The organism is Demequina silvatica (assembly GCF_000971215.1).
Lineage (GTDB): Bacteria > Actinomycetota > Actinomycetes > Actinomycetales > Demequinaceae > Demequina > Demequina silvatica.
Map to the genome: position 1 here is coordinate 17,346 of NZ_BBMA01000010.1, position 12,804 is coordinate 30,149.

At 72.2% G+C, this 12,804-nt stretch carries 11 protein-coding genes; 1 reads left to right on the forward strand and 10 read right to left on the reverse strand.

Going from position 1 to position 12,804, the window contains the following annotated elements:
- Positions 1 to 40 precede the first annotated feature (40 nt).
- From AOM05_RS12375 to AOM05_RS12415, 9 genes are all read right to left on the reverse strand, one after another.
- Complete coding sequence (locus tag AOM05_RS12375; protein WP_062522699.1) at positions 41 to 1,447, reverse strand: amidase; 1,407 nt, start codon at positions 1,445 to 1,447, stop codon at positions 41 to 43.
- Positions 1,448 to 1,544: 97 nt separating this feature from the next.
- Positions 1,545 to 2,579: a substrate-binding domain-containing protein gene (locus tag AOM05_RS12380; RefSeq protein WP_062522701.1), complete on the reverse strand. Its 1,035-nt coding sequence runs from the start codon at positions 2,577 to 2,579 to the stop codon at positions 1,545 to 1,547.
- A gap of 59 nt (positions 2,580 to 2,638) precedes the next feature.
- A complete protein-coding gene (locus AOM05_RS12385; protein WP_156165178.1) occupies positions 2,639 to 3,658 on the reverse strand; it encodes an ABC transporter permease in 1,020 nt (339 codons plus the stop codon).
- A gap of 8 nt (positions 3,659 to 3,666) precedes the next feature.
- Positions 3,667 to 4,401: an ATP-binding cassette domain-containing protein gene (locus tag AOM05_RS12390; protein ID WP_062522705.1), complete on the reverse strand. Its 735-nt coding sequence runs from the start codon at positions 4,399 to 4,401 to the stop codon at positions 3,667 to 3,669.
- Positions 4,398 to 5,765, reverse strand: coding sequence for an aspartate aminotransferase family protein (locus tag AOM05_RS12395; RefSeq protein WP_228373299.1), 1,368 nt, complete (start codon positions 5,763 to 5,765; stop codon positions 4,398 to 4,400). Before AOM05_RS12395 ends, AOM05_RS12390 begins: the two co-directional genes overlap by 4 nt.
- Positions 5,762 to 6,748, reverse strand: coding sequence for a phosphotransferase enzyme family protein (locus AOM05_RS12400; protein WP_156165179.1), 987 nt, complete (start codon positions 6,746 to 6,748; stop codon positions 5,762 to 5,764). Before AOM05_RS12400 ends, AOM05_RS12395 begins: the two co-directional genes overlap by 4 nt.
- Before the next feature lie 220 nt (positions 6,749 to 6,968).
- Positions 6,969 to 7,928 carry a GmrSD restriction endonuclease domain-containing protein gene (locus AOM05_RS12405; protein WP_082097517.1) on the reverse strand — a complete coding sequence of 320 codons (960 nt, stop codon included), beginning with the start codon at positions 7,926 to 7,928 and terminating at the stop codon, positions 6,969 to 6,971.
- 29 nt (positions 7,929 to 7,957) lie between these two features.
- Positions 7,958 to 9,010 (reverse strand): zinc-dependent alcohol dehydrogenase family protein, encoded by a 1,053-nt coding sequence (locus AOM05_RS12410; RefSeq protein ID WP_062522709.1) that lies wholly within the window; start codon positions 9,008 to 9,010, stop codon positions 7,958 to 7,960.
- A gap of 46 nt (positions 9,011 to 9,056) precedes the next feature.
- Positions 9,057 to 10,448 carry an O-antigen ligase family protein gene (locus AOM05_RS12415; RefSeq protein ID WP_062522711.1) on the reverse strand — a complete coding sequence of 464 codons (1,392 nt, stop codon included), beginning with the start codon at positions 10,446 to 10,448 and terminating at the stop codon, positions 9,057 to 9,059.
- Positions 10,449 to 10,604: 156 nt separating this feature from the next.
- On the opposite strand from AOM05_RS12415, the gene AOM05_RS12420 reads away from it, so the two are divergent.
- Positions 10,605 to 11,498 carry an oxygenase MpaB family protein gene (locus AOM05_RS12420; RefSeq protein ID WP_228373300.1) on the forward strand — a complete coding sequence of 298 codons (894 nt, stop codon included), beginning with the start codon at positions 10,605 to 10,607 and terminating at the stop codon, positions 11,496 to 11,498.
- Positions 11,499 to 11,504: 6 nt separating this feature from the next.
- On the opposite strand, the gene AOM05_RS12425 is transcribed toward AOM05_RS12420, so the two are convergent.
- Entirely contained in the window at positions 11,505 to 12,722 is a 1,218-nt protein-coding gene (locus AOM05_RS12425; RefSeq protein ID WP_228373301.1) for an LCP family glycopolymer transferase, read from the reverse strand.
- Between the last annotated feature and the right edge of the window lie 82 nt (positions 12,723 to 12,804).

Consider the following 12,804-nt stretch of genomic DNA (forward strand, 5'->3'; position numbering starts at 1 on the left):
CTTCGAGTGCCCACGGTAGCGGCGCGCACCGCGCGGATCCTCACAGCCGCTCCGGGTGTCGGTCGCGCACGACGAGGATCTGCTCGAGCCGGTCGCCGAGCGCGAGGAGCTCGACGTCGCGTCCGGCCTTGCCGACCACCTGGATCCCGACGGGGAGCCCGTCCGCGAAGGCGGCGCCCATCGCGAGGACCGGGTGCGCGGCCGGCACCAGCCGGCACGCCATCCGCTGCCACTGGAAGTACCGGTCGAACTCCACGCCGTCCACCTCCGGCACCCACGGCAGCTCGGCGTCGGGCGCCACCACGGGCGCTCCCGGGCACACGAAGCCGTCGACGTCGGCCAGCAGCGAGACGAACTCCTCGAACTGCTCGTACCGGCGGGCGAAGGCGGCGCGCAGGCGTGCGGCCGAGTAGCCGGAGGCCTCCCGCACGTTGCGGGTGACGTCCTCGCGGTACAGCTCCGGGCGCTCGATGGGGTCGTCCCCGAGCAGTGAGAACCACCCGAACATCTCGATGGTCTGCCAGGTCTCGTCGATGCCGTCGAAGTCGGGCGACACGTCGACGATGGTGACTCCGGCGGCCTCGAGCGTGGCGCGCACCTCGCGCATCGCGCCCCGCACCTCGGCGGAGACGGGGAGCCCGAGGTCGTCGCTCCACGCCACGCGGATCGGCCCGGATCCGGCGCCGTCGAGGCGCTGTGTGGCGGCGCCGAGCTCGGACAACGGGGCGGCCGGGTGCCTGCCGCTCATCGCGGAGAGCATGAGCGCCGCGTCCCGGCAGCTGCGCGCCATCGGGCCGTTGACGGAGTGAGGCTCCCATGAGGATCCCCCCGCGACGGCAGGAACCACTCCGGGTGACGTGCGCAGCCCCACGATGTTCATGAAGGAGGCCGGGTAGCGGAGGCTTCCGCCCGAGTCCGAGCCGTCCACCAGCGGGAGCATGCCCGCGGCGACGGCGGCGCCGCCGCCGGTCGAGCCGCCTGCGTGACGGGTGAGGTCCCAGGGGTTGCGCGTGGTGCCGTGGACGTCGTTCCAGGTCACGGTGCCGACGCCGAACTCCGGCGCGTTGGTCTTGCCTACGATGAGCGCACCCGCCGCGCGGAGCATCGCCACGTGCGGGGCGTCGGCGGCCTTCGGCCCGCCGCTGGCGAAGGCACGCGAGCCGCGTGACGTGGGCATGCCCCGGACGTCGACCAGGTCCTTGATCGCGATCGGGAGCCCGTGCAGGGGGCCGAGGGGCGCACCGGCGGCACGCGCCTCATCCGCCTCGGCGGCCAGCGCGAGCGCCTCCGACGCCGGCAGGCGGTGCGCCATCACGTTGATGTCACCCTCGAGCAGGTCGATCCGGTCGAGGTGGGCCTCCATGACCTCGACCGCGCTGACGGTGCCGTCCGCGACGCTCGCGGCGAGGTCGGTCGCGCTGGTCCAGTGAAGGGGGGTGTCGCTCATGTGTGCTCCTGGTGCGGGTGGGGGGCGCGATGCGGGCCCGAGGGGTGGCGCGGGGAGGACCGAGGGGGCGGATCCTCCCCGCGCCGGGGGGACCGACTCAGCCGATGGAGGCGCAGTCGGTGGTGTACAGGTACTCGGAGGTCTCCGGGTCGTCGATGTTCGCCGCGGTGACGAGCGCCCACGGTGCCCACACGACCTGCTCGGTGACCTCGTCGGGCTCGGTGGCACCGGTGAGCACGTCGGCCATGAGAGAGACGCCCTCGTATCCCATGAGGTACGGGCTCTGCCCGACGAGCGCGTCGTAGTCGCCGGCGCGAAGGCTCTCGACCTGCGCCGCGGACGTGTCGTAGCCCAGCAGCACCGCGTCGGAGTCCGAGGTGGAGATGCCGTTGGCACCGCCGGTTCCCGCGCCGATGTTGGTGGAGAACACCAGCGCGAGGTCGTCGTTCGCGGCGATGGCGGACGAGGTGGCCTGGGACGCCTCCGCGGCATCGCCGCCGACGTACTGGAAGTCGAGCACCTCGATATCCGTGTTCTCGAGGAGCGCGTCGCGGAAGCCCTCGGCGCGCGCGAGCTGGAAGGCGTTGCCCGGAGCATCGGTGAGCACCATGGCCGAGCCGCTGTCGATGCCGAACTCCTCGATCATCGCCAGCGCGGCGTCGTAGGACGACTGGTAGCCGTCGGTACGGATCGACTGCAGGAACTCGTCGTTGGTGAGGAAGGAGTCGGGCATGATCAGCGGGTTGCCGGCATCGGTGTACTCCCCCACCAGCTCGTTGAACGCGGTGTTGTCCCACACGGTCAGCAGCAGGCCGTCGGGCTCGGTCGCGAGCACCGACTGCAGGACCTGCATCTCCGCCTCGACCGTGGTCTCGGGGGTGCCCTGGATGTTGAGCGTGATGCCCTTCTCGTCCGCGGCCGCCTGCGCGCCGCAGTACATCGCGCCGTAGTACTCGCCGGTGCTCTCGGGCGTGACCATCGACACGGTGATGTCGGTGGTCTCCGCGGCATCGCTGGTGGCGACTGCCTCGGTGTCGGCGGTGGAGGTCGAGCAGGCGGCCAGGAGGCCGACCGCGGAGAGGGCGGCGGTGGCCGTGATGGCCTTGGCCAGGCGCGGGGTGCGCGTGTGCATGGTGTCTCCTCTGGTGATGGGGGGTTGCGGCTCCTGCGAGCCTCCTGGTTCACGCGTCATCACGAGCCTCCCGGGCGCTCGCGGTTGGCGTGGTCCAAGCTCACGGCGACGAGCAGCATCGCTCCGATCGCGATCGTCTGGTAGAAGGGCGAGACGTTGATGATGACGAGCCCCGACTGGAGCAGGATCGCGAGGAACGCGCCGACGATCGCTCCGAGGAAGCTGATCCGGCCGCCGGTCAGCGCGGTACCGCCGATGAGCGCCGCCGCGATCGCGGCCATCGAGTCGCTCAGGTGGCCCGAGATGTTCGTGGTCGAGTAGCGCGCCACGTCGATGAAGCCCGCGAGGCCGGCGAGTCCGGACGAGACGGCGAAGATGATCACGGTCTTGCGGACCACCTTGATGCCGACGCGGCGCGCGGCGAGCGGGTTGGAGCCGAGCGCGAGGGTGTGGGTGCCCCAGGCGGTGAAGTGGAACACCGCCCAGATCGCGCCGATCACGGCGACGCTCACGACCATCGGCAGCGGCACCGCTCCCCACCGGACCGCGCCGAACCAGTCGCTCAGCTCGCCGGGGGTGCCGAAGATGTTGACGCCGCCCGTGGCGACGTAGGCCACGCCTGTCGCGATCGACAGCATGCCCAGGGTGGTGACGAGCGAGTTGATCCCCACCACGGCCACCAGGACGCCGTTGGCGATGCCGACGAGCGTGCCGGTGATCAGCGCGGCCAGGAGGCCCAGCGCGATCGCGCCGGGGGTCCCGACGGCAGGCGCCGCCGCGATCATGACCTTGCCCGACACGACCGACGCGAGGATCAGCACCGCTCCCTGCGAGATGTCGATCTTCCCGGCCGCCATGAGGATCGCCTGACCCACCGCGAGGAGGAGGACCTGCGAGGCCGTGAGGAGCATCCCTCGCACGTTGGCGGCGTTGAGGAACGCGCCGTCCGGCGAGAGCGACTGGAAGATCGCGATGATCACGATCTCGACCAGGATGATCTGGAACGCCCTGTTGGACAGGAGCCTGCGCGCGCGGTGAGCCACGGGGCTCCCGCCGGCGAGCACGCGGGGCTGCGTCATCGTCGTCGTCACTCGTCTTCTCCCACCATCAGGCTCATGACCTCGGATACGGTCATCCCCGCCGGAGGTCGGTCGGCGGCGATGGTGCCGTGCCGCAGCACGACGACACGGTCGGCGAGCTTGAGCACTTTCGGGATGTCGTGGGACACGAGGATCACGCCGAGCCCCTGCGCGGCGGCGGTGCGGATGGCGTCGAGCACGATCCCCACCTGCTTGGGTCCGAGCGCGGCCGTCGGCTCGTCGAGCAGGATCAGGTTCCGCGCCCAGTTCATGGCGCGGGCGACCGCGAGGACCTGGCGCTGACCGCCGGAGAGGCGCGCCACCGGGAGCCGGACGTCCTTGAGGGTCGTGATGCCGAGCTTCTGGATCGCACCCTCCGCCTCGACGCGCATCCGTGAGCGGTCGAGCACCCGCATCGGGCCCCGGCGGATCTCGTTGCCGAGGAACATGTTCTCCGCAAGGTCGAGGTGCGGCGCCAGGGCGAGGTCCTGGTAGACCACGCCGACTCCGAGCCGCTTCGCGGCGTCGAGCGAGTCGAGGCTCGAACCCTCGACCGTGACGGAGCCCTCGTCCGCAGGGCTCGACCCGCAGATGATGTTCATGAGGGTCGACTTGCCGGCCCCGTTGTCGCCGACGAGGGCGACGATCTCTCCGGGTCTGACCTCGAGGTTGACGTCGCGAAGCGCGGTGACGGCACCGAACCGCTTCCCGACGCCGCGGATGCTCAGGACTGCGGTGGTCATCGTGCACCTCCCGTGCGCTGGACGTGCGCCAACGCGTCTGCGTAGCGCTCAGTGAAGAGTTCGACGTCGCCGTCCGTGAAGACCAAGGGCGGCCGGACCTTGAGGACGCGGCCGTCGGCCCCGACGGCGCTGATGAGGACGCGGCGCTCGCGCAGCGCGTTGACCACGAGCGCGGCGACCTCGCCTGCCGAGCGGCCGCCGTCCGGGGCGATCTCGACGCCGATGAACAGCCCGGACCCGCGTACGTCTGTCACCCAGCCGTAAGGCGCCGACGCGCTGCTGATCGCGGAGGCGAGGTTCGCGCCCACCCGAGCCGCGGAGCCCATCAGGTCGCGCTCCTCGACCTCGTCGAGCACCGCGGTCGCCGCGGCGATCGACGCCGGGTTTCCGCCGAAGGTGTTGAAGTACCGGTGATCGACCGCGTAGCCGTCGCTCAGCTCCGAAGACAGCACGAGCGTGCCGATCGGGAGCCCGCCGGCGAGCGGCTTTCCGCAGGTCACCATGTCGACCTCGTCGGTGTGGCGGGCGAACCCCCACATCGCGGTGCCGAGGCGGCCGACTCCCGGCTGGACCTCGTCCGCGATGACCAGGCCGCCGGCGGCGCGCACGTCGCGGAAGGCCTCGGCGAGCATGCCGGGCACCCCGGGGTAGATCCCGTCCGTCGACATGATCGTGTCGATCAGGAGCGCGGACACCCCGATGCCTGCCTCACGCAGGTCCGCGATCGCCTCGCGGACCGCAGCGGCGAACACGCTCCCCGCGGCATCTCCGTGGAGCGCGGTGTCGGGTGCGGGAACGGTGCGCACGAACGGCGCGAGCGGCATGAGCGGCCCGTTCTCCGGCGAGACGCCCGCGACCAGCGCGGTGGTGCCGTGATAGGCGTTCTCGGTGACGATGACGCCCTGCGCGCCCGTCCGCCACCGCGCGATCACGAGCGCGAGGTCGTTCGCCTCGGAGCCCGAGTTGGTGAAGATGACCCGATCGAGGTGCGCAGGGTAGGTCTCGAGGAAGCGTTCGGCGTACTCGACCACCCCGTCCTGCAGGTATCGCGTGTGCGTGTTCATCCGCGCCAGCTGGCCGGCGACAGCCTGAGCCACGCGAGGGTTCCCGTGGCCCACGGCGAGCACGTTGTTGTAGGCATCGAGGTACTCGTGGCCGTCGGCGTCGAAGAGCCGCGCGCCCTCGCCGCGCACCACGTGGATGGGCCGCTGGTAGAACAACGGGTAGATGTCCCCGAGGACCGCGCGGCGGCGTGCGAGCAGCGCCTGCTCCGCTGTGCCGAGATCCGCCGCGGAGGCGGGATCGAACCGGTTGACCATGGTGGTCCTGGTCGTCGAGGCGGTCGGGGTGCTCACGCTGGTCACAGGGATTCCTTCGCAGTGGTGGAGACGAGCCGGCCGAGCGCGCCTGCGTCGGCGAGGCGCATGAGCGCCTCGACCGCGTGGCGGTCGTACCGCAGCTGGTAGTCGGGGTGTGCAGCGGTGCGCGCGGTCGACCGACCGAGCAGCACGACCATGGCCGCACGGCAGGCCGCGAGGAGCGGGACGAGCGAACGCTCGACCGACCCGAGCTCGAGCGCCTCGCCCGCGGTCTCGATGTACAGCTCGACCAGCTCGTGCTGAAGGTCGCCGAGCGCAAGGCCGAGGTAGCAGGCGGCGACCGCGACGTCCAGGACCACGGGTGCGACCACGGCGTCGCCGAAGTCGAGGATCCCGGTGACGTCGGAGCCGACCACGAGGACGTTTGAGAGGTTGAGGTCGCCGTGGATGGTCTGCCGCGGAAGGTTGCGCAGGATCGGCTCGGCATCGCGGTACGCGTCGCGGAGCCGGGCGATGGGACCGCGCAGCTCGCCCGGCGCGAGGTCGAGCAGCGCATCGGCGTGCTCCGGGAACGCCTCGATGGACCACGCGTGGAGCACCGGGGTGTCGGCCGTCGCGGTGGCGAGCCCGCGGACCATGGTCGCCTGGCTCGCTGCAAGGCCGCGCACCACGTCCGCGTCGATCGCGACGTCCTCGAGCGCGCCCCCCGGGCAGAAGGTCGTCACCATCGCACGGCCGCCGTCGCCCTCGGACGTCGCCTCGCCGAGCAGCGTCGGGAGCACCCGCGGGACGGCGAGTCCCGGCGCGTGGACCTCGAGGTGGCGCAGGAGCGCCGCCTGCCGCGACACCGACGCCCGGTCCGCGTCTGACACCTTCACCACGAGGGTGCCCGCATCGCGGCTCACGATGGCCGTCACGTCCGCCTCGCTCGCCACCAGCGCGATGGCGGACACGTCCGCGATGCCGTGCGCGCCGAGCGCGCGCCGCACGGTGAGCGTCGCGCCCTCCTCGCCGGGTTCCCGTCGCATGTTCACCGCCCTTCTCACAAACGTTCAGAATTTGTGAGTGAAACGGTATGTCCCGATGTTCGTTACGAACGCAAAATCGATAGATGTTTACAGGTGTTTAACAGGCGTGTAACACCGTGATCGGACCACCAGCAGCGCCCCGAGCACCGTCGCGCCTGCTAGATCAGCGAGGAGGAGATTCGCCCGCGAGTGCCGAAGACGGAGCGACGCGGCGGATGGATCAGCGCTCGCAGACCGTCCCGTCGGAGTCGCCGTCGCGATACCAGCCGTACTCCTCGTCCTCTCCGCGGACGTACGGGCCGTAGCCCTCCGCGGTCGCGGCGGCGCAGGAGTCGAAGCGCGGGTCGAGCGGTCCCTCCTCGCCTCCCCCGGCCTGCGGCGGCTCGCCCGCGTCCACCACCACCGCCGGCGCATCGCCCTCGGGCAGCGGCTCCTCCGGGCAGGTGTCGAGGACCCGGATCATCGCGTCGAGCTCGGCCTGGGTGACCCACAGGTCGTACTTGTCCTTCACCGCCACCTGGCGCGCGACGTACTGGCAGCGGAACGGCGTGTGCGCCGGCAGCCAGGTCGCGGCGTCCGAGTCGCCCTTCTGCCGGTTCGCGCCCGCATCCACCGGCTCGAGGTTGAGCGGGTCGTTGGCGAAGGCCTCACGCGTCGAGCGGTCCCACCGAGCGGCGCCCTTCTGCCACGCATCCGAGAGCGCCACCAGGTGGTCGATGTCGACCTCCGAGGCGCCCCCGCGCTCGAACGCGATCCACGTGCCCGTGAACGGGTCGGCGAGGTCGCCCGACAGCACGGTGCACGTCCCTGCGAGCACCTGGTCGGTGAGCCGCAGCTGGAGCATGTCGTTCCTGGTATCGCAGCCGTTGCCGTCGACGTCGGCCCATGCCTCGCCGAACTCCTCGCGGCTGTACCCCGTCTTGGGCGCGCGGCCCTTGACGTCGAGCGCGAGGAGCGCGGCGTACGCGGTGCCGTGCTCGATCCGTTCGGGGCTCGCCGTCGCCTCGGCCGTCCGGGTGGGCGTGGTGGTCGCGGCGGGAGGGGACGATGCGGCGGTCGGGTCGGTCTGCAGCGTCCCGTCGGGCGGAAGCGGCTCCGTGGGCGCGGTGCAGGCGGCGAGCACGAGGGCCGCCGCCGCGATCGCGGCGAGACGGACGAGCGGGTGGGACGGACGGAGCATGGGTCCTTCGGGCGACGGTGCGCGGCGCGCTACGGGCGCAGGAGCACCTTGATGGCGGTGCGCTCGTCCATCGCACGGTACGCCTGCGCGGCCTCCTCGAGCGGCAGCTCGAGGTCGAACACGCGACCGGGCTGGATGCGGCCGTCGAGCACCTCGGGCAGCAGCTCCTCGATGTAGCCGCGCACGGGCGCGACGCCGCCACGGACGCCCACGTTGGTGTTGAACATCTGGCGCACGGGGAGCTCGGGCCCGCCGTTGGGCACCCCCACGAATCCCACCTGGCCGCCGGGACGCGCGCACCGCAGCGCCTGGTCCATCGACTCCTTGGTGCCCACGCACTCGAGCACCACGTCCGGACCGATCCCGTCGAACATGTCCTTGAGGCGAGCGATGCCCTCCTCACCGCGCTCGGGCACCACGTCCGTCGCGCCGAACTCGCGCGCGAGCGCCTGACGGGACTCGTGGCGGGACATGGCCACGATCCGGGAAGCGCCCAGGCGCTTGGCCGCGATGATCGCGCACAGGCCCACCGCGCCGTCACCCACCACCGCCACGGTGGAGCCGGCGGTCACCCCGCCGGAGACCGCCGCGTGGTGACCCGTGCCCATGACGTCGGACAGCGTCAGGAGGCCCGGAACCAGCGCATCGTCCGGCATCCCACCCGGCACCACGACCAGGGTGCCGTCGGCCATCGGGACGCGGATGCGCTCACCCTGGCCGCCGTCCGCGAAGCCGAGCTCCTCGGTCTCGCTGCCCCACCAGCCGCCGTGCTGGCAGCTGACCGAGGCGCCGTTGCGGCAGTTGAGGCACGTGTTGTCGCACTGGTAGAACGGCGCGATCACGAAGTCGCCGGGCCGGACGCGGTGGACGGCGTCGCCCACCTGCTCGACCACGCCGACGAACTCGTGGCCGATCCGCTTGGGGGCGGCGACCTCGGTGACGCCACGGTAGGGCCACAGGTCGGAGCCGCACACGCACGCGGCGACCACGCGGACCACGGCGTCGCGGCCGGTGGTCAGGACGGGGTCGGGGACCTCCTCGACGCGGATGTCCCGCTCGCCGTGGATGAGGGTCGCGCGCATGGGTCCTCCTTCGGACTGCTGGTGACGGGAGTCTAGGGGCGTCGCGCTACAGCGGCGGACGCGTGAGGACGGAGACGGGGTCCTCGGCGTGGGCCGGGTCGTCGCTGCGGCCACCGGTGCGCACCAGGTCGCGGTCGAGGATCGCGAGCGTGAACACTCCGGGCCCGGAGCAGTAGAGGACCACCAGGAGGAACCAGCCGCCCTCGACCAGGAGGCGCGACTCGGTGAGCGCCTGCAGCGCGAGCGCCGCCGTCAGGAGCGCCCAGCCCAGCGGGATGTAGGTGTCGCCGCGGCTCGCGCGCTCCACCAGACGCCACGCGCTGCCGAAGGACAGCACCACCATCACCAGCAGCAGCGTCACGCCGATGAGCCCCAGCTGGAGCCAGGAGTCGAGGAACGCGTTGTGCGCGTGCGCGGCGACCACGCCCGCCTCGTCGATGATGGTCGCGTAGGGCTGCTCCCAGATGGGCCAGTAGCCCACGTAGCCCCAGCCTTCGGGGCGCTGCCAGGCGTACTCGACCACCTGGTCCCAGATCATGGTGCGGTTGGTCGCGTCGGGGCCGCGGTCGAACATCGCGAAGATCTCGGCGCGGAACTTCAGCGTGAGCACCGCGACCGCCGCGGTGCAGGCGAGCACGGCGAAGGAGATGCGCCGCTTCAGCGGCTCGCGCACCCGGCGGATGATCAGCGCGGCGACGGTGAGGCCGGTGAGGTAGGCGGCCGCGACCGTGACCGTCGCGGACAGCGTGAGGAGATGGACCGCGACCGCGGCGGTCAGCGTGAGCAGGCCGTCGACCAGGCGGATGCGGCGCTCGAGCAGCACGATCACGGCCACGATGGCGGTGAACAGCGCGATCGCCGCGAACGGGTTGCGGTTGCCCACGAAGCCCTGGATGGGCCCGCCGACCAGGAGGTTGTTGCGCGACCACAGGATCGGCTCGCCGCCGCCGTCGACCTTCGCGATGCCCGACAGGTCGGTCGCGAGGGGCGGCAGGTCCGCACGCACCACGAACGCGACGATCAGCTCGAAGAGGATCCCCAGGAACAGGCTCACCTGTAGGCCGCGGTACAGGAACGCCATGAACTGTCCGCGGGATGTGCCGCGCGCGATCAGCACGGCGACCAGGGTGGTCACGGCGAGCACGGACGCGGCGAGCGCCGTCACCCCGCGCGTCGCGGACCACAGCGTGCTGAGCGCCGCCAGCGCGACGAACGTGCCGATCAGCGGCGGCACGCGCAGCTTGCGCAGGAACCGTCGGAAGGTCACGATCACCGCCGCCACCGTCAGGACCACCATCGCGCTGTAGAGCGGCACGCCCAGCAGGTAGCGGAACCCCTGCCCCGAGAACAGCAGCACCACCGTCCACACGGTCACGTAGGCGCGGGCGCGCTGCGACGTGGTGCGCGCGTACAGGGACGCGACTGATCGCTTGGGCATCCGGTCGGATCCTCCTTACCAGGGACGGTACTCGTCGGCGGCCGGCTGGGCGGGGATCGACGCCGCCCTCGCGTGCTGCTCACGACTGAGTGAGACCGGCGCGTCATCCTAACCCGGCCCGCGCATCGTCCCTCCGGCGGGGGCGATACTGGCGGCATGTCGGCCCCGGCGAACCCCGCGCACCGCGCCAACCCCGTGGAGCGCGTGCGCGCGCGGATGGGTGCCGCGCTGTTCGCCAAGGTGGGAGGGCCCGACGGGCCCGCGGTGCGGGCGCGCGTCCACGAGACGCCCGGACCGCGGTGGTTCGCGCCCGGCAGCGCGATCCGGCTGGTGCACGGCGACGCGTCGATGTACGTGGGCGGGATCCGCGCGCTGCTGCTGCAGTCGCTGCACGCGCTCGCGATGGCGGGCGTCGCCGGGCACTCGGGCTACCGGAGCGACCCGTGGGGCCGGCTCACGCGGACCGCGACGTTCCTGGCGTTCACCACGTTCGGCACGGTCGAGGATGCCCAGGCGACCGTCGACCGGATCCGGGCCGTCCACGAGCGCGTGCGCGGGCGCACACCCGACGGGCGCGAGTACCGCGCGAGCGATCCTCACCTGCTGAGGTGGGTGCACGTGGCGGAGGTCGACTCGTTCCTCGCGGCGCACCAGCGCTACGGCGTGCACCCGCTGTCCCCCGCCGCGTGCGACGAGTACGTCGCGCAGGCGGCGACGGTGGGCGCCCGGTTGGGTGCCGGGCGGCTGCCGCAGACCGTCGCGGAGCTGCGGGACGCGCTCGACGCCTACCGCCCGGAGCTCGAGGCGACCGACGCCGCGCTCGACGCCGCCGCATTCCTGCTGCGCGAGCCGCCCGTGTCGCGGGCCATGGCCGTCCCCTACGCGATGCTCGCGTCGGGAGCGGTCGCGCTGCTGCCCGGATGGGCGCGTGCGGAGCTGGGCCGCGACCGGTGGCGGACGCGGACGTTCGGGCCGGCGGCGGCGGGGCTGGTCACCCGCGGGATCCGCTGGGGCGCGCGGTCCACGCGACCCACGCGGAACGTCGATTAAGCGCCCCTACCCGACCCCGCCGACCTCCGCGCCCGGCTTGAACTTGCCGTTGGCGATCTTGCGCCAGAACTGGTCCTCCTGCTCGGGGTCGAGCAGCACGGTCGACCCGACGCCCGCCACCGAGTAGCCCATCGACGCGATCGGCGGCGTGCCGGTCACGGCCTCGCCGCCCAGCGCCGAACGGAACGCCAGCGCCACCTGCGCGAGGTCGAACGGCCCGGCCTCCTCATCGACGCGGAACGCGTCGAGACCCGCCTCCACCACCGGCACCAGGGTGAACGGGTTGAGGATGGTCGCGGGGCTCATGATCTCGTCGGCGACGGCGCCCACCACCTGCTGCTGGCGCTGCGTCCGACCGATGTCGCCCAGCGGGTCGCTGTACCGCATGCGCGAGAACGCCAGCGCCTTCTTGCCGTCGGCGTTGTGGCAGCCGGCCTTCCACTTGAGGCGGCTGAGCTTGTCGTCCACGTCCTGGTCGTAGCAGAGGCGCACGCCGCCCAGCGCGTCGACGATCTCGCCGACGCCGGTGAAGCCCACCTCGAGGTATCGGTCGATGGTGAGGTTGGTGACGCCCTCGACGGTCTCGACCAGCAGCTGCGGCCCGCCGTACGCGAACGACGCGTTGATCTTGTTGGCGCCGTACCCCGGGATCTCGACGTACGAGTCGCGCGGGATGGAGATCAGCGCCGTCGGGCCGTCCTCCGGCTGGTGGAGCACCATGATCGTGTCGGTGCGGGCACCCTCGGTGCCGTCGTCGTCCCAGCCCTCGCGCGAGTCCGACCCGACGATCAGCACCGTCAGCCCCGGCGTGCCCTCGGCGCCGCTCAGCGCGTCGACGTGGTTGATCTGCGAGTCCACCCAGAAGTAGAAGACCGTCAACGCGACCGCGAGGATGCCGAGCACGGCGAGGATCGTGTTCCGGATCGGGTGGCGCCGCTTGCGCTTCGGGGGCGCCACCGCGGTGGTGACGGGGGCCTGCCCGGCGGCGCTCCCGAGGGACGATGCGGGGCGCGGCTGCTCCGGCGGCGTCGCGTTCTGCGGCGGGTAGGCCCGGCGAGCAGCCGGGCTGTCCGGCGCGGGCTGCGGGCGCACGCTCTCGCGCCGCACCGGCTGCGCCGGGCGCGAGTTTCCGGGGCGCTCCTGCCCGCTGCGGGGCTGGATCGAGGGCGGCATGCGGCGCGGCTGGTCGCCACCGCCCGAGGTACCGTCGCGGTCGTCTGTCACGGTGCGAGGGTAACGCGTGTGTGAACGCCGGGCGTGGACCACGGGCGATTCGGGCGGTGACGGCCGGAGGCCCCGGGGGCTT